Source organism: Proteus sp. G2626, from assembly GCF_009915985.1.
Taxonomy (GTDB): Bacteria; Pseudomonadota; Gammaproteobacteria; order Enterobacterales; family Enterobacteriaceae; genus Proteus; species Proteus vulgaris.
The window spans coordinates 99,894-120,156 of the sequence record NZ_JAABNH010000005.1; the positions used below are offsets into that span (position 1 = coordinate 99,894).

Below are 20,263 nucleotides of genomic sequence, written 5' to 3' on the forward strand. Positions count from 1 at the left end.
CACAAATAAGAAAAAAACGGCATATTTGTCAATTTCAAATTCTTGAGTTAAATCACGAGTCCATCAATTCATTGTAACTGTGCCAATATTAATGGCCAACGCGCTTCAAATTCTTGGGTCGGGTGATAACGAAATTCAGTGCGTACAAAGCGCGCTAGCATGCCTTCACAAAAAGCGAGTAATTGTGAGGCGATCAAGGCTTCATCGTGTAAGAAAGTACTACCTTCACGAATTTTACGCTCTTTGATAACTTGTCGAAGTTGAACTTCAATGCGCTCATAAAGTTGATTTATACGACCTTGTAATCTATCTTGCTCAAACATCAAAGCATGACCCGTTAAAATACGAGATAGGCCTGGATTTTTTTCAGCAAAACCGAGGATCAAGATAAGAATTAAGCGAATTCTTGCTATCGTTTCTTTCTCGTCTTTTAAGATCAAATTAATACGAGAGACTAAGCTGTCTTCGATAAACTCAATCAGGCTATCAAACATTTTGGTTTTACTTGGGAAATGTCGATAGAGTGCCGCTTCAGATACACCGACAGTGGCTGCAAGTTTTGCCGTTGTAATGCGTTGGCTACCATCACTTGACTCTAACATTTGAGCTAGTGATTGTAAGATTTCATCCCGTCTATTTCTTTTCTTTTTGGTTTCTTTTTTTTCTGCCATGACTGATAAGGCCCCTGCTAAAAGCAAAACAAATCAGTAAACCTTTGCACTCAAATTTTCAGTGCAAAGGGAGTGATATCGTCATTGAAATAATTAATGCAAGACGTCGTTATTATTGGCGGCCGGAATGACCAAAACCACCACTACCGCGTTCCGTTGCGGTAAAATCTTCAACAATATTAAATTCAGCTTGAACAACGGGCACGATAATCATCTGAGCAATGCGCTCACCGGGTTCAATAGTAAACGCTTTTTGGCCACGATTCCAAACTGATACCATCAGTTGGCCTTGATAGTCAGAATCAATCAATCCCACTAAATTACCTAATACAACACCGTGTTTATGGCCTAAGCCTGAACGAGGAAGCACCATTGCTGCTAAACCTTCATCGGCAATATGTACAGCAAGACCTGTCGGTAATAATTCAGTTTGCCCCGGTTCAAGGATCAATGGTGCATCAAGGCAAGCACGTAAATCTAAACCAGCAGAGCCTGTTGTGGCATAAGCAGGAAGTGGATATTCTTGACCAATACGAGCATCAAGAATTTTAACATCAATTTTTTTCATCATAGTGTTTGGCTATCTCATCAAGTAGGCGATGGCTAAGTTGTGCTTTACTACTGTGTGGTAAACGCGTTTCTCCATTAGCCCAAATAAGGTGTAATGCATTATTGTCACTGTTAAAGCCTTGATTTTCTAATGAAACATCATTGGCACAGATTAAATCGAGCTGTTTCTGTTCTCGTTTTTTGCGGGCATATTCTTCCACATTCTGGGTTTCGGCTGCAAATCCAACAACAAAAGGGCGGTGCTCAATCATTTTTCCAACACTGGCGACAATGTCGGGGTTTTTTACCATAGTGATGGTGACTTCATCACCTTGTTTTTTTATTTTTTCAGTGGCGACAAGTTTAGCGCGATAATCTGCAACAGCCGCACAACCAATAAAAATATCTTGTGAAGGCGCGAGCGTCATCACTTGTTCATACATTTCTTGTGCGCTTTCAACGTCAATACGTTTAACACAAACGGGTGTCGGTAATGTGACAGGGCCTGCGATAAGAGTGACATCAGCACCACGTAATGCAGCAGCTTGTGCAATTGCAAAGCCCATTTTTCCAGAGCTATGATTACTGATAAAACGTACGGGATCTAATGCTTCACGCGTTGGTCCTGCTGTTATCGTGATCTTTTTACCTGCAAAGTCTTGTGGTTGTAAAGCAAGTTGTTTTTCAGCTAAAGAGACAAGCTCTAAAGGATCTAACATTCGCCCAGGCCCTACATCACCACAAGCTTGGCTACCAGAATCGGGTCCCCAAATTAAGTAGCCTCGTTGTTCTAAAGTAGATACATTTTCTTGTGTGATCGTGGCTCTATACATTTGTTGATTCATTGCTGGTGCAATAGCAATAGGGGCACTACTCGCTAAACAGAGAGTGGTGAGTAAATCATTTGCCATCCCGACGCGTAAACGAGCAATAAGATCAGCTGTCGCGGGTGCTAGCAGAATGAAGTCAGCCCATTTGCCTAATTCAATATGTCCCATTGCTGCTTCTGCTACGGGATCAAGTAGGTCATCTGCAACAGGAAAGCCAGAAACCGCTTGTAATGATAATGGTGTGACAAAAGCATGTGCCGCGGGTGTCATTACAACACGGACAATAGCACCTTTATCACGTAAACGGCGAACAAGTTCAGGTGCTTTATAGGCCGCAATACCACCACTAATACCAAGAATAATCTTTTTGTTGTGAAGTGTAGTCATGATGAAATGCCTAAGTACATAAATAATTGTCCGCAATTTTACCACAAGGTATCCGTGAATTCGGAATTCTATGTAACTTCATGTTTTATTGATTAAATTTTTGTGGGTTATCTCGCACAATTTTGGTTGGTGTCTTTTTCATACAATATAAGCAGTTTATAGTAAATGAACTGTATAAAACAACAGTTGTTTTATGATTGGCATTTTATGAAGAGTAATGAAAAATAATAATGTGATTAATATAAATAAAATCAATGACTAACTTTATAACCTTTACTCAATAAGGAGCCCAAGGATGGAAAATCAATCGGTTAGTGAGCTTTTACCTAGAGAAAAATTGTTGCTTTATGGCGTGGGATCCCTCTCTGATATTGAGTTGCTTGCGCTTTTTTTACGTACAGGAACCTATGAAAAATCAGTATTAGAGTTGGCGGCTTTTTTACTAAAAGAGTGTGGTTCTCTGTATCATGTTCTAAATGCTGATTATGAAACGTTAGGGCGTTTTAAAGGTGTAGGGATCGGTAAATTTACCCAGCTACAAGCAATTAATGAAATGGCGCAACGCTTTTCCACAACACAATTTATGTATAGAAATGTGCTATCTTCCTCTGAAGATACAAAGCATTACTTACAAAAATTACTGCATTGGCGAGACCGAGAAGTGTTTGTGGTGCTTTTTCTTGATAATCAAAATCAATTGATTGCTTTTGATGAAATGTTTAAAGGTACAATTAATCGAGTCGAAGTTCATCCTAGAGAAATTGTTCGCCAATCAATAAAAAAGAATGCAACATCTATTATTCTTGCTCATAATCACCCTTCTGGTATTTGTGAACCGAGCCTTGCCGATACAATTAACTGAAAAAATTTTTACAGCTTGTCAGTTAGTAGGCGTAAAAGTACTCGATCACCTTGTAATAGGGCATGATAACTGTGTTTCTTTTGCAGAGCGTGGTTGGTTGTAGCAAATATTTTTGTAATTATTGTCAATCTTTATTTGTACGGGTCTTGAGCGTTGAGGCCATTGGGCGTATACTACGCCACCTTTGAGGATCTTGGGTTTGGCGAGAAGAGCCTATCTCAGCAAGTTTTTTCTGAGGTGTTAACACAGTTTTTCAATCGTTAAAAGTTGCTGAGATGGGCTCCAAAGCCTGACGAGGCGGTCAAACCTGATACTAAAGCTCGAGCTGATTAGATTTTTGGAGAATAGACATGTCCCGAGTCTGCCAAGTTACCGGCAAGCGTCCTGTGAGTGGAAACAACCGCTCTCACGCATTAAACGCGACTAAACGCCGTTTTCTGCCAAACCTGCACTCTCACCGTTTCTGGGTTGAGTCTGAGAAACGTTTCGTAACTCTACGTGTATCTGCTAAAGGTATGCGTGTGATTGATAAGAAAGGCATCGAATCTGTATTAGCAGATTTACGTGCCCGTGGTGAGAAGTTCTAAGGAGCTGAAAAATGGCTAAAGGTATTCGCGAGAAAATTAAACTCGTCTCTTCTGCTGGTACAGGTCACTTCTATACCACTACGAAGAACAAACGCACTATGCCAGAAAAACTGGAAATGAAAAAATTCGATCCAGTTGTTCGTCAACATGTGCTTTATAAAGAAGCTAAAATTAAATAATTTCAGTTTTCTTAAAAAACCCGACCTTTGTGTCGGGTTTTTTGTTATATGAGGTTTGCTAAGTATAACAAAGTAAAGCTATTGTGATCTTCGTTTACTCTTTAGTTATACTATAGTTCTTTTGAATCATCAGGTGAATGGATTGCGGATGAGTAAGTCAGTGCTATCAATATTACATACAGAATCATCTTGTGGGTGGGGTGGTCAGGAAATTCGTATACTGACAGAAGCTCAAGGCATGATCCGTAGAGGACATAAAGTTGCACTTGTGTGTTGTCCCACCTCTAAAATTGCTAAAGCCGCACCTGATTATGGTATTGAGGTTTTTACATTACCTGTTGAAAAAAAACGTGCCTCTGCATTAAAAGCACTTCGTCAATGGCTGAAATTACATCATCACCAATTTGATGTTATTAATACCCACAGTTCTACCGATGCATGGCTAGTGGCTGTTTCTTGTGCCACATTGCGCCATTCACCGGTTATTGTCCGTACTCGACATGTTTCTACCGATGTTTCTCGTTCACTGCCCACTCGCTGGCTTTATCTTTCATCTAGTGCTCATATTGTAACAACAGGTGAGAAATTACGTTATACATTGCATGAACATAATCGATTTCCATTGGAAAAGATGACATCCGTACCTACTGGTATTGATTTACAACGTTTCTTTCCACAGGATAAACAGCATGCCAGAGAGAAAATAGGTATCCCTAATAAACCAACGTTAGGGATAGTGGCGACTATGCGAGTATGGAAAGGACATAAATATTTAGTTGAAGCATGGAAATCGTTACACCAGCAGTTTCCCGATTGGCAATTAATTTTTGTCGGTGATGGACCTCAGCGTAAAAATTTAGAGCCGATGGTTAAAAAGGCAGGATTAGCGCAAAGTATTTTCTTTTTAGGTAATCGTGATGATGTGCCTGATTGTTTAAATGCGATGGATTTATTTGCATTACCTTCTTTTGGTAACGAAGGTGTACCTCAAGGTATTATGCAAGCAATGGCCTGTGGTTTACCTGTTGTTTCTACAACAGTGGGTGCGATTAGTGAAGCTGTGATTGATAGTAAAACGGGTTTTACTTTGCCTCCTCAGGAACAAGAGATACTGACGAGTTATTTAGCTAAATTAATGGGTTCAGAACAATTACGTGAGCAGATGGGGAAAGCTGCGCTTGAACATGCTGTTTTACGATTTGGCTTAGATAATATGCTAGATAAAATGGAAAAGATCTTTATTCAGGCAATTAATGATAAAAATAAATCAGTATGATTAATGTTGATAATAAAGTTAAGAAACGATTATTTCTACTTGTCATACTTGAAGTGATAGCGTTGCCGACTACGTTTATTCGCGCAAGTCATATACTTATGTCTGCGCCCAGATCTTTTTAAGGAATAGATCCACATGTTGCCGAGCTACACCTTGAATTGATTTAAAGTATCTATTATCAACTGAGTGTATTCATTCCATTGATGAATATTTGTAATACTTTTTAGTGTATAGTCTGAGAAGTAAAGGTATCATTTAAGCTAAATAAAAAGCATATGGATCCAAATAATATATTGGTTATAGCGATAGCCCGTTTCGGTGATACATTACTTATCACGCCGGTTATCCATGCATTAAAACAGCGCTGGCCTAATGCTCATATTCATGTGCTTGCACATAAACGTAGCGCATGCATTCTTGAGCATAATCCCGATATTGATTGTATTAGACATTTTTCTAAAAAAAGAGCCGTTTGGGCGGGTTGGTTACCCCATAAACCTTATGATTTAGCACTAGTATATGGCAATGATAGTGCGCTGGTGAGTTATGCTCGTCGTCAATCTCACCATACAGTGGCTTTTGCTGATAATAAGTCACAACAGCAAAATGATGTGACTTGGGTTGAACGCCCTAAAAAACTAATGGTGGCACAGAAAGAACGTGCCTTATTAATTAATGCATTAGGGATTTATCCGAGTTGTTGGCAGTTACGCTACTTTATCAGTGATGAAGAAGCGGATTTTGCACAACAGTTTTTAATAGATAATTCATTAATTAATAAGAATATTATTGGTTTTCAATTACAAAGTTTTCCAGCTAAAGCCTATAGAGATTGGCCTGTGGATAACTTTCTGCAATTAGCAAAGCAGATTATTACCCATGACGCGAGTACGTATTTCTTGCTATTAGGTAGTAAAGAAAGTGAACAACTTTCCATTGATTTAGCTAAAAAAATGGGTGAAGAGCGCTGTTTAGCCTTAGCTGGTCGAGTTTCAATGCGACAAAATGCGGCAATTATGGCAAATTTATCGCTTTATGTTGGGGTAGATACAGGACCCACACATTTAGCAGGGGCTTTAGATATCCCAATGGTAGCGTTATACCATAGCTATCACCCTGGGTGCTATTTAGCGCCATTACAACATTCTTGTTGTCAGGTTATCCAACATCCAACCTCGTTGGAAAATGCGCGTCGTGAAGACAATATGGCTGACATATCAGTCGAAGAAGTGTGGAATGCAGTGCGTAATATCATTAATGGAATGAAGGTGAAAAGTAATCCATGAAGATCGGTATAATTGATGTCACAATCACCATGTCTTATGGCGGGATCCAAACAGCGGTTTGGGAACTGGCTAAGCAGTTGCATGATGCTGGGCATGAAGTTCATCTTTATGGTGGCAATGGTGATATCCGACACAATCTGGCAGGACGCCAAATACAGGTTCACACTTACCCTTATACACCAAGAGATAACGTGATTGATCTTGGTGGGCGTTTTCGTCGTATTGTTGAGCGTTATACTTTTGCACGACATGCGAAAAAAGAGGTGATCAGCCAACATTTTGATTGGGTGATTTTAACAAAACCATTTGATTTTTTTTGGCCTTCTATGATGCCTAAATCATCCTCAACGCGTTTTTGCTATATGAGTGGAGGAACCAGTTTTTTTAAAGGCGATCGCAGATTAGGTAAAAAAATTTCAGCATGGGTTGCATGTAGCCACTTTAATGCTTGGCAAATCCAACACCATTTTAAGCAGTTTCCTAGTGTGATTTATAATGGTGTGGATATTGAAAAATTTAGACCTATGACCACGTCGTTGCGTGAGCAATTAGGAATTAATGAGTCTACTTTTTTACTTTCATTTGCTGGCCGGTTAGTGGGTTGGAAAGGCTTAAGTGTGGCTATCGATGCCATTGAAAAGCTAAAAGGTGAAGATGTTAAATTGCTCATTATCGGTGCCGGCGATGATCTTGAGCGATTGAAAAGCAAAGCGACAGCCAAAGGTATTGCTGAACAAGTGATTTTCCACCCCCCCGTTGAACATAATACATTACCGGAATTTTATGCAGCCAGTGATGCGGGTATTTTTCCGAGTACAGGAGATGAAGCCTTCGGTATTACGATTGCAGAAGCGATGGCGTGTGCAAAACCTGTCATTGCTAGTCATATTGGGGGAATTCCTGAAGTGGTGGGTAATGAAGGCTCTGCTGGATTACTGGTGGCACCGGGAAATGCCGATGAAATTGTGATGGCAATTAATCATCTTCGTACATTATCGGATAGAGGTAAAAGCATGGGAGAGAAGGCACGCCTGCGTATAAAATCACGTTATACTTGGCAACATTCTGCGCAACGTTTATTACAGGCATTGGCGTCATAATAATGAAAATTGCCTATCTTGATCCTTATCCGGTTCCTGATTTACGTGTGGCTTCATTGCAAATATTGCAAAATGTAGATGCATTTGCCCGAGCTGGCGCTCAAGTGACATTAGTCACACCCAAAGGACAATATCGAGATAGCGATATATTAGGTCGTTCAATACATGTTAATGCTAGCCTAGTTGCTTTAAGAGATATTCGTCGTAAATGGTATTTTCCATTTAATTCACAAAAACTTTTCTCATTACAGATAGCTCGCTGGATAAAGCAAAATAATATTGATGCTTTATTTACCCGTAACTTAAAACTCGCGTGTTATCTTTGTGAAAATCATCCAGAAATTCCTCTCTTTTTTGAAAGTCATGAAATTTTCGCTCAATCTTTTGCAGAGTCTCATTCATTTGAGAAAAAAAAGAATCGTGCAAAATATCATAAACTATTAAAAATGGAGAAACTCGTTTACAGCCGAGCGACAGGCATATTTGTTCTTACTTCATTATTAAGAGATGATATTGTTTCGCAATATCAAGTTTCTACACCAATAACAGTGGTTCCTGATGGCGTAGATTTACATGCTGTAGCTGATCATCAGATAGCGCCTTCTACAGTAAATAAAACTATTACGGAAGTGCTCTATTTAGGCAGTTTGCATAAATGGAAAGGGATCCCTACCATGATGCGAGCAATGAAATACCTGGATAACGCACGGTTGAATATCGCAGGGGGAACACCGGAGCAGATTGGTGGATTAACCTTATTAGCTCAAGAAATGGACGTAAAAGACAAGGTCAATTTTTTGGGATTTATTGATCCCAAAAAACGCTTTAATACGATTGCTCAGCACGATATCTGTGTACTCCCGCTTACGTTAACCAGCATTGGAAGCCGTTATACTTCACCACTCAAGTTATTTGAATATATGGCTATGGAAAAGCCTGTGGTGATTTCAGATTTTCCCTCAATTCGTGATGTGGTAGATGAAAGAGCGGTAAGTTTTGCAGATAGTGGTGATGCACAAAGTTTTGCAAAGCAGATAATACAGTTAAGAGATAACCCGCAACGGGCAAGTGAAAAAACAACTCATGCCCGTTCTCTTGTTGAAAATTATTACAACTGGGATAAACGGGCTGAGGTTATTCTAAAAACAATAGAGACGTTAATTCAATAAGTTATTGTTGTTTATCTGGCGGTGTTGCTGATGGATTATTACGTAAAGCATGACGCAATGCCAACATTAATCCCACTAAAATACCCACTTGATTAATATACGCATTTTCAAATAACCCTCTCAATACATAGACCCCTAAAAATGACATCAGTAATACAAGAGAGGCTTGGCGAATAATCCCATGATTTTTTCTTATTAGCTGGATACCTTGGACAATAATCGAAGAGCAGAAATAAAGAATACCAAATAGCCCCAAAATACCGCCCGCAAACCAGAAAGCTAAAAAGATATTATGAGGACCAATGGATTTTTTAAATACCCAGTTTTTATGCTCTTTAATACGCTCATTATAGATGTTATGGTAAACCTGATTGCCATAGCCATAACCTTTAATTGGTTGTTCTAAAATAAGATCTAAAGCTGAGCCTTGAGTACCGTTATCAAAACGTAATCCACTATTAGTTTGAGTTAATTTATGTTGAAGTAATTTACTTACGACTGGATTTATAGGTAATTTTGTTGCACTTACAAATAATAACGTACAGATCAATACACTTATTATCATAAGTAGCCATTGACGGTTAATAATTAAAGTAAACAATGCGCTAATTGATAATGCGATCCATGCACCTCGCGCTAATGTCCCTAACATAATAAAAGTAAATGATAGGCTAATAATGGTTAATAAAAGCCAATTAATAGCAGAATTACTTTTTTTTAATGTCCAAAGTATTAATATAATAGGAAAGAAAAAAAGCAATGAATAGGATGTTTCTCTATGATTTAACTGATTTTTTATTGTAAATAACCAAGGGTTTTTTTGATACTCAAAATAATACTGCACTAACTCCTTAACCATAATTACCAACAACCCAATCGCAAAAGCCACCATCACCATCTTGGCAATATCAGTAGGTTTCTCTTTATACAGCACAATCGGAAAGGTCACGGCAAAAAGCAGTAAGCCATTGAGTATGGGCTTATTAATCTCTTTTATACTGATGCTGGGCTCGACAGAAATCACGATGGAATAACCAATTACCAGCAATAAAAATAGCAACGAGAATGACAGATTATTTTTAAATATCTTACAGATAGCCTTAAAGTCACGTATCAGATACCACAGTGCTGTTGCACCAATCAATCCCATTACAATATTTTTATAACGGGTGATATCTGGTAAGTAGATCAATATAATGTAAAGCCCAACAATGGATAAATTCCAAAGGGATTTTTTACTACAGTTTTTAAACACCATCATAATAATCTGCTATCGTCCTTTATGCTTTTAGGGAAGCTGATCATACAATAAAAATGATGTTATCGCTGTATCTCTTATCTGATAATCATGGAGCCACCTGTGCCTGAATTACCGGAAGTTGAAACCAGTCGCCGAGGTATTGAACCTCATCTTGTAGGCAATGTGTTGCACTATGCTATTGTGCGTAATAGCAAATTACGCTGGCCGGTCTCTGAAAAAATAAAAACCTTATTGAATGAGCCTATTTTAAGTGTGAAACGTCGCGCTAAGTATCTGTTAATAGAGCTTAATACTGGGTGGATCATAATCCATTTGGGGATGTCGGGAAGTGTGCGTATTTTATTAGAGGAACAGCCTGAAGAGAAACATGATCATATCGATTTAATTTTCCGAGATGGCAAAGTTCTGCGCTATACCGATCCGCGACGCTTTGGTGCTTGGCTATGGTGTGAAGATTTAGCCACAAGCTCTGTATTAGCCCACTTAGGGCCAGAACCGCTATCTGATGAATTTAATACGGAATATCTCTATCAACAGTGCAAAAATAAAAAAACAGCCATCAAGCCTTGGTTAATGGACAATAAGCTAGTTGTTGGTGTCGGCAATATTTATGCTAACGAAGCGCTATTTTCATCGGGTATTATGCCTGATAGAAAAGCCAATAGCTTAACACTTGAAGAGTGTGCTGTGCTGGTAACCGCGATTAAACGGGTGCTAACTCGCTCAATTGAGCAAGGTGGTACAACACTTAAAGATTTTCTGCAATCAGACGGTAAGCCCGGTTATTTTGCGCAAGAGCTCTTTGTTTATGGGCGTAAAGATAAGCCTTGTTTGATTTGTGGACAACCGATTGAAAGTATTAAGCAAGGGCAACGTAGCACATTTTTCTGCCGACATTGCCAACATGGCGACAATGAGTGCTAAATTTTGCCTAGTTTTTTTAGCATTGCGGTGGTGACGACATCAGGTAAGAAAGTAGAGACATCACCGTCATGGCGTGCCACATCTTTAATTAAAGAGGAAGAGACAAATGAAAGGTTTTGAGATGGCAGTAAAAACACACTGTCGAGATCGGGTGCAAAGTGACGGTTCATGTTCGCCAGTTGCCATTCATATTCAAAATCAGAAACACTACGAACACCGCGAATTAGGATCGTGGCTTGTTGTTTTTTAGCAAAGTTAGCCATTAATTCACTAAAGCCAACGACTTCGACATTAGGTAAATGATGAGTAACATCTTGGGCTAAATTCACCCGTTCTTCTAAGGTAAACATTGGGTTTTTACGGGCACTATCAGCAATCGCTAATAAAACCGTATCAAACATACCCGCAGCGCGGGTTAAAATATCGATATGTCCATAAGTGATGGGATCGAATGTTCCGGGGTAGATAGCTTTATTTTTCATGATTTACAGTCTTCTGGCTGAGTTCCCATAAAGAGGCGTATTTATTAAAGGTATACTGTGCATTAACCAATGCCAGTATTAATCCTTGTTTCCCGTCTAAAATGCCCATTCGTAATAACCAAGTTTTAAAAAAAGCGCCTAATGTATGGCTTAAGATAGAACAGTAACGGGTTGTTTTACCTTGTTGATAGCGCTCTTTTGCCCACTCGGTAGCATATTTTAGCTGTTTTTGCTGAAACTCCATGAGATCACGGCAGGTAAGATGTAACAGATCACCTTGCAACGTTTTAACTGTTGCGCCTTGCGTTTCTAACGATTCATGAACCAAATTATTGTTATATTGATAACGTTTTCGATCGTATAAACGCGTGACTTTATCGGGATACCAACCACTGTGTTTCATAAATCGGCCCATAAACAAGTTACGGCGAGCACAGTTATAAACCACATTTTCTTCAGGTTGTTGTAATATCGCAAGGATACTGGTTTTTAACTCAACAGTGACACGTTCGTCACTATCGATCATAAAAATATAATCACCCGTGGCATATTGTTGTGCTAATTGGCGCTGTTTACCAAATCCTGGCCACTCGCTGTTTACAAAGACTTTCGCTCCTTTTTCTGTTGCAATACGACAGGTGTCATCTTGACTCCCTGAATCCAATACAATAATTTCATCCGCCCATTGTACAGTGTCTAAGCATTCACCAATGACATCAGCGACATTTTTACTGATCATCACCACAGAAAGGCGCTTACTCTGGCTCATTAGTGACTCCGAGGGGGAAGATAAGGTGAAAGTAAGGTAAGTAAACGCAGTAATGCTCCTTGGTTTTCATGAAGCACTTCAACAGCATGGCGACCATAGTAACGGCGATAATCTTCATCATTAAGCAATGAGGCAATAGCTGTTGCCATCGATTCACTGTTTGTAACCGTAATTAACCCTTCAGCTTGATCAAGCTTGGCACAGATATTTTTAAAATTAAAAGTATAAGGCCCCATGATCACTGGGATCGCATGTGCTGCGGCTTCTAAAGGATTATGACCACCACGCTCGACTAAACTTCCTCCAACAAAGGCCAGATCTGCAATGCCATAGAGCAACATAAGTTCACCCATGGTATCACCAATAACCACTTGAGTTTGTGCATTAGGCACAGTATCAGTACTTCGTAAGGTATATTTTAACCCTGCTTCGCGTGTTAGTTGTTCGGCTTTAGGAAAACGCTCTGGGTGTCGAGGTACTAAAATTAACAGAAGTTGTGGAAATTGTGTCAGTAGCTTTTTATGTGTCTCTAAAATAATGGTTTCTTCACCTTCATGGGTACTTGTTGCGATCCAAACTGGACGATGAGCAGCCCATTGACGGCGTAAAGCAACAGCTCTTGCCGCTAATTCAGGGGTAACCGAAATATCAAATTTTAGGCTACCTGTCACATGCAAATGTGAACGTTTGAGTCCTAATTCGATAAAACGCTCACCATCTTCTTGGTTTTGAGCGGCAATTAAGGTGATTTTTTGGAGCATCGTTTTGACAAAACTACCTAATTTCTGATAACCAGTAGCTGAGCGTTCTGATAAACGGGCATTGGCGATAATTAACGGGATTTTTCGTTGATGTAGTTTTGAAATTAGATTAGGCCACAATTCGGTTTCCATAATGATAACCAATTTGGGATCAACCGTTTTAAGAAAACGATTAACTGAACCGGGTAAATCATAAGGAAGATAGACATGGTAAACATCATCACCAAACGCAGAGCGTACACGTTCTGAGCCTGTCGGAGTCATGGTAGTGACAGTGATAGGCAAATCGGGATAGTGATGACGAAGGGCGCGAACAAGTGGCACGGCGGCGAGTGTTTCACCGACAGAAACGGAATGTAATAATATCCCTTGAGGCACAACTTTGCCTTTGCAAAAGCCATAGCGCTCTCCCCACCGTTTGCGGTAGGCGGGTGCTTTACGGCTACGTAGTAAAAGACGTAACCAAATCAGAGGTTGAATAAGGTAAAGAAGTACCTGATATAAACGCAACAACATGCTATCAAATTCACTTATCTGGACGAACGCTTATAGTATCATACTGTGTAGTAGAAAGTGTGTAAAAACAAACGTTATGGTATTAAACAACGCGGTATAATGCTTTTTTATTAATTTTAACAGGCTTTATTCAGGAAACTTGATAAAATTTTTTTTATAATCAAATCACATTGCTAATTATTCAAGTACATTTGGAATGTTATGAGTGAAAAAATGAAGTTAATACAAAGGGTTCTTATTATTAAGTTACGACATCATGGTGATACTTTGTTGATTACCCCTGTTATTAATACATTAAAAGCTAACTTTCCAAATGCTGAAGTTGATATCTTAATCAATAAAGAAACGAAGCCAATGATTGAGCATTTTTCCTCTATTCATCATATCTTTGTACTAGACAAAGCATGGAAAAATGAAGGGAAGCTGGCAAGGTTACGTCATGAATGGAAGTTAATAACCGACTTGAAAAATCAACAATATGATGTCGTTATAAACTTAGCTGATCAATGGAATAGTGCAATAATAACGCGTTTTACGGGGGCTAAAATTCGTGTTGGATATGATATTTATAAACGTCAAAGTCCTTTTTGGAAAAAATGTTTTACCCATTTGATCCCTTTAGATTCCGTTTATACTCAACATATCGTGGAGCAAAATTTAGCGCTCTTGCAGCCACTACAGTTACCTAAAATAGATACTCAAGTATCAATGGCGTACAGTGAACAAGATAAATATATTGTTACCGAAAAATTAAAAGGACATAAAGTATTAGGAAGTTATATTGTTATTCAACCTACATCTCGATGGTTTTTTAAATGTTGGGATGAAAATAAATGGTCTGAATTAATCGATGCCTTACAGCAAGATGGACACCAAATTGTTTTAACATCAGGCCCGGATCCAAGAGAGCAAGAGATGGTTGAAACTATAATTAAAGGGTGTACTTCAAATAATGTGGTTTCATTATCAGGACAACTCTCTTTACCTCAACTTGCTGCGTTAATTGATCATGCTCGTTTATTTATTGGGGTTGATTCCGTTCCTATGCATATGGCCGCAGCACTTAAAACTCCTCTTATTGCACTCTTTGGGCCATCAAAACTATTTCATTGGTCGCCATGGGAACATATTGGCGAAGTGTTATGGGCAGGCAATTATGGTGAACTCCCTGATCCTGATGATGTCAATACCAACACACAAACGCGTTATCTCAGTTTAATACCTGTCGAAGATGTACTGAATGCCGCAAGGGGACAACTAAAATGAATTCATTCCGATTGGCTATAGTGCGTCAAAAATACCGACCTGATGGGGGGGCGGAACGATTTGTTTCTCGAGCACTTGAGGCATTGGATAATCAAGCCGTAGAACTTAATGTGATCACGCGTTCATGGATTGGTGCAGTACAACCTCAGTGGCATATTCATATTGCCAACCCAATGAAATGGGGACGAATTAGCCGTGAAAAAGGCTTTGCTCGAGCAGCAAGACAGTGTTGGCAAAAAGAAAAGTTCGATTTAGTACAAAGCCATGAACGTATTGCAGGATGTGATATTTATCGTGCAGGAGATGGTGTTCATCACCGCTGGTTATTACAACGTTCGCGTGTTTTAAGTCCTTTGCGTAGTCAATTATTGCTTAATAGTTGTTATCACCGCTATGTAATGAAGGCTGAAAAAGAGATGTATCATTCACCAGAACTAAAACGCGTTATATGTAATTCAGAGATGGTAAAACGTGAAGTGATGGAAGACTTTGGTATTGAAAGTGAGCGCATTAGCGTAATTTATAATGCGATTGATAATCAGCGATTTTTTCCAGCAACAACACTTTATCGTGAGCAATTACGCCAGCAATACCATATTCCTGTTGAAGCAAAATGTTTTATTTATGTGGGCTCTGGGTTTGAACGTAAAGGCTTAAAAGCGGCCATAGAAGCAATCAGTTGTACAAGTGTACATTTGATTGTGGTTGGGCAAGATAAAGAGCAGAAAAAATATCAGCAACTTGCTTATCAATTAAAAAGTCATGATCGAGTTCATTTTTTAGGTGTGCAAAAAGACACCTTACCTTTATATCAAATGGCAGATGGTTTATTGTTGCCTACTTTATATGATCCTTTTCCTAATGTTGTTTTAGAAGCAATGGCATGTGGTTTACCAGTAATCACTAGTTATACTTGCGGTGGCTCTGAATTTATTGAGCAAGGTGTTAATGGTTTTGTCACTGATGCACTAGATATTTCGGCAATGGTAAGTGCAATAGAAACAATTTCTGCCGATAATCTTGATAATAGAATGTCTAAAGCTGCCCGAAATAAGATATTGCCTTATACGCCAGAGCATTTATCTCAACAACTGATTGGGCTTTACCAAAAGGTTCTTAGTTTATGAAGGAACATATCCTTTTTATTATTGATGGATTACCTGGTGGTGGTGCTGAAAATGTCACTATAAGGTTATGTTATGGTTTAAGCCAACGTGGTTATACCGTTACGTTACTCTCTTTAGCAGAAAAATGTGATTATTCTATTCCCGCTAATATTGAGTTATTGATTGATGCAGATAGTTACCGTGGGTTGTTTCATCGACAAACTGAACTGAAACGTCGGGCAAAATCAATGGATAATACGCTAAAATCGTTATTTGCACGTAAAGGTATTCCATCTCTTGTTGTTTCGAATTTACATAAGACAGATAGGATTGTTGCTTTATCTAAAGAGCTAGCAGATAAAAATACGTGGTATTGCATTCATGGTATATTTTCTCAATCTTATTTAGGTAATAAAACCGGTTTTTCTCGTTGGCTAAAACAAAAAAAGATCCAAAAAGTATATCAAGGGAAAAATATTATTACGGTTTCTAATGCGGCAGGGCAGGATTTGATCCAAAATGTGGGAGTATCACCACAACAATTAAAAACAATTTATAATCCGTTTGATATTCAAGAAATCAGAAATCTGGCTTTAGAAAGTAATTCTTATCAAGGGCAAGATTATTTATTGCATATCGGTCGTTTTCATGAAGTTAAACGACATGACAGGTTGTTAGAGGCATTTGCATTAGCGAATTTACCTTGTAGATTATTTATTGCAGGGCAAGGCTCTTCTGAAGTGACAACTAAAATTAAAAATAAAATAGCAGAGCTTAATTTAGAAGATAAGGTGAGTTTAATTGGTTTTTTAGCAAACCCATTCGCTGTTATTAAAGATGCAAAAGCGGTTGTTTTAAGCTCTGATAGCGAAGGTTTAGGCAATGTGTTGGTTGAATCTTTGATTTGTAATACACCAATTGTGAGTACCAATTGCCCCGGTGGTATCGGTGAAATTATGGAAGGTGAGCTTGCTAATTATAAAGCAGAACTAAATGCAGCATCGTTAGCAGAAAAGATGCGATTAGTTTATTTTACACCACCTAAAATCATACCAAAAATGTACCAAAAATTTGATATTAATGAAGTAATTGATCAGTATATTGAACTTATAGTTATTAGAGCGCACCAATAATGGGAAGTAAAAAATTCAGTACGCTTAGGCGATTAAATAGACAAAAAAATTACTTTTTTAAGCGAGTGAAATTTGTGATTGCCAAGTTTTTTATTGATTCTATTTATCGTAAGAGTTTTTCTTTAAAAAAAGATCCTAAAGTACTTTTTTTAAGAGATGATAATAAAATTGGTGACATGGTTGTTTCAACATCAATTTTAAGGCAACTAAAGAATAATGGGTATTCTGTAGATATCGTTTCTGGAAATAATAATTTTTGTGTTATTGAGTACTCTGATTTATATAATAAAAATTACACATATGAAGAAAATTTTTTTTCTATCATAAAATTAGCACTCAGATTAAGAAAAGAAAGTTACGACTTAATTATTGATATGGGAGAGTTACTCCCAATATCTTATTTGTTATTTATAAGAATAATTAATGCTAAGAATGCTGTAGGTTTTAATAAAAAAAGTATTAAAGTTTATAATTTAAATATAGATTATAATGAATATCGTTCTCATATTATTGAAAGATATAAGAAAATGCTTAATGTTCTTAATGTGCCTTTTGGTGAACTTAAATATGAGATTACGATCCCTTATGTAGTTGATGATAAGATAAAAAGTTTTATTAATAATCTGCCGTATAAAAAAACGGTAGTAATCAATCCATTTTCTGCATCTAAAAAAAGAGATATATCAAGAGAACAATTATTATTTATAATTTCTTATTTCAAGGAATATAAAGTAAATATTATCTTTATTGGGAAGCAGAGTGATTTAAAAAGTCTGCAATTCGAAAACATTTTGAGTAATCCCATTGGGAGCTTTATTAGTGCATCAGCAATTATAAAATATGCTGATTTAGTGATAACGCCAGATACATCCATTGTTCATGTTGCTACAACTTTTGATAAACCGACACTTGCATTATATGGCAATGATTATCATGGTTTATATGTAAATAATTATCAATGGTCACCGAATAATAAAAAGGCAATTCAAGTAACACAAGATAAAATAGACAGTAAAGTCAGTGAGATATCAGTAGATGTAATTAAATCTAAACTAGATATTCTTGTAGGTAAATATTTATGTCAATAAAAAAGATAACAATAGTTGGTATCGAGTTACAAGGTTTAGGTGGTATGGAAGTTGTTTTTAATAAATTAAATAATTTATTAAAAGATTTTTATCCTCAAGTGGAATTATCCATTATCCTTTTGAAGGAACGAGATATTTGTATTAATGAAAATTGGTATGAAAATTTAAATGTAAAATTTATTAATTGTAAAATTAAAAACCATAAAGTAAGAAGGTTTATATTTTCATATAAATTATCAAAAATTTTAAGAAAAAAGAACCCAGATGTTATCATTGGTTCAGATGTTATAGGGTGTTATATTGCTAATTTGGCATCTAAGTTCTCACTAAGAAATATTCCAGTTTTTTCTTGGATACATACATCACTGTGGACAGCATATAAAGCAATCTATACATTAAATGCGCAATATCATATACCAATTAGTTCAGGCAATAAAAAATATTTACTGAGTAAGAATGTACCGGAGTCTCGTATTAATGTAATTTACAATCCTGTGGATAGAACGGATAAAACGATCCCACGCCCTCAAGATAAAGCAAGATTTCTCTATATCGGGCGATTATTATCTAAAGAAAGTAAAAATCTTGAATTTATGTTTTGTTCATTAAGTAAGTTAGAAGGAAACTGGGAATTACACCTAATTGGAGATGGTAAAGATAGGGCTAATTTACTTTTGCTTGCAAAAAATTTAAACATTGATAAAAAAGTAATCTTTCATGGTTGGCAAAATAATGCTTGGGATTATGTATTAAATAATATTAAAGAAGTTACCGCCTGTTTATTAACATCAACCCATGAAGGGCTTCCTATGGTTTTAATTGAAGCTCAATCTTATGGAATTTATTGTATTAGCTCTGATTGTTTAACTGGGCCTTCTGATATTATTAATGGAAAAAATGGGCAATTATTCCCTGTTGATGATGAATCATCATTCTTAAAGATATTAGATAATGTTATCAATAAAAGATTAAATTTGCCTGAACATTGTGAAATAAAAAAATCTATTGAGCCATTTTATGGTGATATATATATAAAAAATATGATGGATTTTTTTGAAATAAAGGGTAATAAAATATAATGACTAAACCAGCATTTATTATCACATTAGATACCGAAGGCGATAATCTTTGGGAAAATGAGGGTGAGATTACCACTCAAAATACGCATTTTTTACCCCGTTTTCAGCAACTTTGTGAGCGTTTCGATTTTAAACCCGTCTGGCTAACAAACTATGAAATGGTTATGGATGAAGCTTATATTGAGTTTGCCCGTGATGTTATTGCACGTAATACCGGTGAAATTGGTATGCACTTGCATGCATGGAATAGCCCACCATTGACACCTTTAACGGATGATGATTTACGTTATCAGCCTTATTTAATTGAATATCCCAAAGATCAAATGCGAGAAAAAATCGCATTAATGACGCACTTACTTGAAGATAAACTACAAACTAAAATGTTAAGTCATCGTGCAGGTCGTTGGGCATTTAATGAGATTTATGCACAACTCTTGGTTGAGTTTGGTTATCAAGTTGATTGCTCTGTCACGCCTAAAGTGGATTGGCGATTTACTAAAGGTGATCCAACACAAGTAGGTGGGACAAATTACACTGATTTTCCAAGCCATGCTTATTTTATGGACTTACAGAATATCACTAAAGCGGGAAAATCTTCGCTACTAGAAGTGCCAATGAGTATTCAATATAAGTACTCGCCTTTAATGAATAAATTTAAGCAGGGTTACGATAAATTAAGAGGTAAGCAACGAGCGCCTTCTGTGAATTGGCTTCGCCCTAAAGGTGGTAATGCTCAACAGATGATTGATGTTGCTGAAAAATCTTTGGCTCAAGGTCATTCTCATATTGAATTTATGTTGCACTCATCTGAATTTATGCCGGGAGGTAGCCCAACATTTCGTACTGAAAAAGATATTGAAGGGTTATATCACGACTTAGAAACGTTGTTTAATTTCTTATCAGATAAAGTACAGGGAATGACATTAGCTGAATATTATCAAAGTAAGGTGCAGGCAAAATAAGATGAAGTTGAAGAAATTAA

Annotated in this window: 20 protein-coding genes and 1 pseudogene; 14 read left to right on the forward strand and 7 right to left on the reverse strand. The window is 37.3% G+C overall.

Going from position 1 to position 20,263, the window contains the following annotated elements:
- Window positions 1-68: 68 nt before the first annotated feature.
- The 3 genes from slmA to coaBC all read right to left on the reverse strand — a co-directional run bounded on the left by slmA (window position 69) and on the right by coaBC (window position 2,437).
- On the reverse strand, window positions 69-671 hold the full coding sequence (gene slmA / locus GWJ05_RS01865) for a nucleoid occlusion factor SlmA (RefSeq protein ID WP_036933393.1): 603 nt from the start codon (window positions 669-671) through the stop codon (window positions 69-71).
- Window positions 672-783: 112 nt separating this feature from the next.
- Entirely contained in the window at window positions 784-1,242 is a 459-nt protein-coding gene (gene dut / locus GWJ05_RS01870) for a dUTP diphosphatase (protein WP_036933392.1), read from the reverse strand.
- Complete coding sequence (coaBC, locus tag GWJ05_RS01875; RefSeq protein ID WP_161680986.1) at window positions 1,226-2,437, reverse strand: bifunctional phosphopantothenoylcysteine decarboxylase/phosphopantothenate--cysteine ligase CoaBC; 1,212 nt, start codon at window positions 2,435-2,437, stop codon at window positions 1,226-1,228. Before coaBC ends, dut begins: the two co-directional genes overlap by 17 nt.
- 295 nt (window positions 2,438-2,732) lie before the next feature.
- Here coaBC and radC point away from each other — a divergent pair.
- From radC to GWJ05_RS01910, 7 genes and pseudogenes are all read left to right on the forward strand, one after another.
- Window positions 2,733-3,402: pseudogene (gene radC, locus GWJ05_RS01880) on the forward strand (RadC family protein).
- Between the two features lie 247 nt (window positions 3,403-3,649).
- Window positions 3,650-3,886 (forward strand): 50S ribosomal protein L28, encoded by a 237-nt coding sequence (gene rpmB / locus GWJ05_RS01885; RefSeq protein WP_036914542.1) that lies wholly within the window; start codon window positions 3,650-3,652, stop codon window positions 3,884-3,886.
- 11 nt (window positions 3,887-3,897) lie between these two features.
- On the forward strand, window positions 3,898-4,065 hold the full coding sequence (rpmG, locus tag GWJ05_RS01890; RefSeq protein WP_006534250.1) for a 50S ribosomal protein L33: 168 nt from the start codon (window positions 3,898-3,900) through the stop codon (window positions 4,063-4,065).
- A 148-nt stretch (window positions 4,066-4,213) separates the two neighbouring features.
- Window positions 4,214-5,341: a glycosyltransferase family 4 protein gene (locus tag GWJ05_RS01895; protein WP_103005209.1), complete on the forward strand. Its 1,128-nt coding sequence runs from the start codon at window positions 4,214-4,216 to the stop codon at window positions 5,339-5,341.
- Window positions 5,342-5,616: 275 nt separating this feature from the next.
- Window positions 5,617-6,627, forward strand: coding sequence for a glycosyltransferase family 9 protein (locus GWJ05_RS01900; RefSeq protein ID WP_036933388.1), 1,011 nt, complete (start codon window positions 5,617-5,619; stop codon window positions 6,625-6,627).
- Window positions 6,624-7,727 carry a glycosyltransferase family 4 protein gene (locus GWJ05_RS01905; protein WP_161680988.1) on the forward strand — a complete coding sequence of 368 codons (1,104 nt, stop codon included), beginning with the start codon at window positions 6,624-6,626 and terminating at the stop codon, window positions 7,725-7,727. Before GWJ05_RS01900 ends, GWJ05_RS01905 begins: the two co-directional genes overlap by 4 nt.
- Window positions 7,727-8,896 (forward strand): glycosyltransferase family 4 protein, encoded by a 1,170-nt coding sequence (locus tag GWJ05_RS01910; protein WP_161681032.1) that lies wholly within the window; start codon window positions 7,727-7,729, stop codon window positions 8,894-8,896. The genes GWJ05_RS01905 and GWJ05_RS01910 overlap by 1 nt, the downstream gene beginning before the upstream one ends.
- 1 nt (window position 8,897) lies before the next feature.
- Here GWJ05_RS01910 and rfaL read toward each other — a convergent pair whose 3' ends face one another.
- Complete coding sequence (gene rfaL, locus GWJ05_RS01915; protein WP_161680990.1) at window positions 8,898-10,157, reverse strand: O-antigen ligase RfaL; 1,260 nt, start codon at window positions 10,155-10,157, stop codon at window positions 8,898-8,900.
- 99 nt (window positions 10,158-10,256) lie between these two features.
- Here rfaL and mutM point away from each other — a divergent pair, with 99 nt between their 5' ends.
- On the forward strand, window positions 10,257-11,081 hold the full coding sequence (gene mutM, locus GWJ05_RS01920) for a bifunctional DNA-formamidopyrimidine glycosylase/DNA-(apurinic or apyrimidinic site) lyase (protein ID WP_161680992.1): 825 nt from the start codon (window positions 10,257-10,259) through the stop codon (window positions 11,079-11,081).
- Here the strand turns inward: mutM and coaD are convergent.
- From coaD to waaA, 3 genes are read right to left on the reverse strand one after another with little or no spacing between them, the layout of a single operon-like run.
- Window positions 11,078-11,563 (reverse strand): pantetheine-phosphate adenylyltransferase, encoded by a 486-nt coding sequence (gene coaD / locus GWJ05_RS01925; protein ID WP_036933382.1) that lies wholly within the window; start codon window positions 11,561-11,563, stop codon window positions 11,078-11,080. The two genes, mutM and coaD, sit on opposite strands and share 4 nt — an antisense overlap.
- The gene (locus tag GWJ05_RS01930) at window positions 11,553-12,332 is read right to left on the reverse strand and encodes a glycosyltransferase family 2 protein (protein ID WP_036933381.1); all 780 of its coding nucleotides are present in this window, start codon (window positions 12,330-12,332) and stop codon (window positions 11,553-11,555) included. Before GWJ05_RS01930 ends, coaD begins: the two co-directional genes overlap by 11 nt.
- Window positions 12,332-13,609, reverse strand: a complete 1,278-nt coding sequence (gene waaA, locus GWJ05_RS01935; protein ID WP_161680994.1) for a lipid IV(A) 3-deoxy-D-manno-octulosonic acid transferase — start codon at window positions 13,607-13,609, stop codon at window positions 12,332-12,334. Before waaA ends, GWJ05_RS01930 begins: the two co-directional genes overlap by 1 nt.
- A 201-nt stretch (window positions 13,610-13,810) precedes the next feature.
- Between waaA and rfaQ the strand changes: the two genes are divergently transcribed.
- The 6 genes from rfaQ to GWJ05_RS01965 are packed head-to-tail and all read left to right on the forward strand — an operon-like array spanning window position 13,811 to window position 20,243.
- Complete coding sequence (rfaQ, locus tag GWJ05_RS01940) at window positions 13,811-14,875, forward strand: putative lipopolysaccharide heptosyltransferase III (RefSeq protein WP_087803799.1); 1,065 nt, start codon at window positions 13,811-13,813, stop codon at window positions 14,873-14,875.
- A complete protein-coding gene (locus GWJ05_RS01945) occupies window positions 14,872-16,002 on the forward strand; it encodes a glycosyltransferase family 4 protein (RefSeq protein WP_123822471.1) in 1,131 nt (376 codons plus the stop codon). Before rfaQ ends, GWJ05_RS01945 begins: the two co-directional genes overlap by 4 nt.
- Window positions 15,999-17,114 carry a glycosyltransferase gene (locus GWJ05_RS01950; protein ID WP_161680995.1) on the forward strand — a complete coding sequence of 372 codons (1,116 nt, stop codon included), beginning with the start codon at window positions 15,999-16,001 and terminating at the stop codon, window positions 17,112-17,114. Before GWJ05_RS01945 ends, GWJ05_RS01950 begins: the two co-directional genes overlap by 4 nt.
- On the forward strand, window positions 17,114-18,202 hold the full coding sequence (locus tag GWJ05_RS01955) for a glycosyltransferase family 9 protein (protein ID WP_161680997.1): 1,089 nt from the start codon (window positions 17,114-17,116) through the stop codon (window positions 18,200-18,202). Before GWJ05_RS01950 ends, GWJ05_RS01955 begins: the two co-directional genes overlap by 1 nt.
- Window positions 18,193-19,281, forward strand: a complete 1,089-nt coding sequence (locus GWJ05_RS01960; protein ID WP_161680999.1) for a glycosyltransferase — start codon at window positions 18,193-18,195, stop codon at window positions 19,279-19,281. Before GWJ05_RS01955 ends, GWJ05_RS01960 begins: the two co-directional genes overlap by 10 nt.
- Window positions 19,281-20,243, forward strand: a complete 963-nt coding sequence (locus tag GWJ05_RS01965; protein WP_161681001.1) for a polysaccharide deacetylase family protein — start codon at window positions 19,281-19,283, stop codon at window positions 20,241-20,243. The genes GWJ05_RS01960 and GWJ05_RS01965 overlap by 1 nt, the downstream gene beginning before the upstream one ends.
- The last annotated feature ends 20 nt before the right edge of the window (window positions 20,244-20,263 follow it).

Excerpts from the sequence above, each read along its gene's own strand:
- slmA (WP_036933393.1), bottom strand. The coding sequence starts at position 671 with ATGGCAGAAAAAAAAGAAACCAAAAAGAAAAGAAATAGACGGGATGAA.
- dut (WP_036933392.1), bottom strand. The coding sequence starts at position 1,242 with ATGATGAAAAAAATTGATGTTAAAATTCTTGATGCTCGTATTGGTCAA.
- coaBC (WP_161680986.1), bottom strand. The coding sequence starts at position 2,437 with ATGACTACACTTCACAACAAAAAGATTATTCTTGGTATTAGTGGTGGT.
- rpmB (WP_036914542.1), top strand. The coding sequence starts at position 3,650 with ATGTCCCGAGTCTGCCAAGTTACCGGCAAGCGTCCTGTGAGTGGAAAC.
- rpmG (WP_006534250.1), top strand. The coding sequence starts at position 3,898 with ATGGCTAAAGGTATTCGCGAGAAAATTAAACTCGTCTCTTCTGCTGGT.
- GWJ05_RS01895 (WP_103005209.1), top strand. The coding sequence starts at position 4,214 with ATGAGTAAGTCAGTGCTATCAATATTACATACAGAATCATCTTGTGGG.
- GWJ05_RS01900 (WP_036933388.1), top strand. The coding sequence starts at position 5,617 with ATGGATCCAAATAATATATTGGTTATAGCGATAGCCCGTTTCGGTGAT.
- GWJ05_RS01905 (WP_161680988.1), top strand. The coding sequence starts at position 6,624 with ATGAAGATCGGTATAATTGATGTCACAATCACCATGTCTTATGGCGGG.
- rfaL (WP_161680990.1), bottom strand. The coding sequence starts at position 10,157 with ATGATGGTGTTTAAAAACTGTAGTAAAAAATCCCTTTGGAATTTATCC.
- coaD (WP_036933382.1), bottom strand. The coding sequence starts at position 11,563 with ATGAAAAATAAAGCTATCTACCCCGGAACATTCGATCCCATCACTTAT.
- GWJ05_RS01930 (WP_036933381.1), bottom strand. The coding sequence starts at position 12,332 with ATGAGCCAGAGTAAGCGCCTTTCTGTGGTGATGATCAGTAAAAATGTC.
- waaA (WP_161680994.1), bottom strand. The coding sequence starts at position 13,609 with ATGTTGTTGCGTTTATATCAGGTACTTCTTTACCTTATTCAACCTCTG.
- rfaQ (WP_087803799.1), top strand. The coding sequence starts at position 13,811 with ATGAGTGAAAAAATGAAGTTAATACAAAGGGTTCTTATTATTAAGTTA.
- GWJ05_RS01945 (WP_123822471.1), top strand. The coding sequence starts at position 14,872 with ATGAATTCATTCCGATTGGCTATAGTGCGTCAAAAATACCGACCTGAT.
- GWJ05_RS01950 (WP_161680995.1), top strand. The coding sequence starts at position 15,999 with ATGAAGGAACATATCCTTTTTATTATTGATGGATTACCTGGTGGTGGT.
- GWJ05_RS01955 (WP_161680997.1), top strand. The coding sequence starts at position 17,114 with ATGGGAAGTAAAAAATTCAGTACGCTTAGGCGATTAAATAGACAAAAA.
- GWJ05_RS01960 (WP_161680999.1), top strand. The coding sequence starts at position 18,193 with ATGTCAATAAAAAAGATAACAATAGTTGGTATCGAGTTACAAGGTTTA.
- GWJ05_RS01965 (WP_161681001.1), top strand. The coding sequence starts at position 19,281 with ATGACTAAACCAGCATTTATTATCACATTAGATACCGAAGGCGATAAT.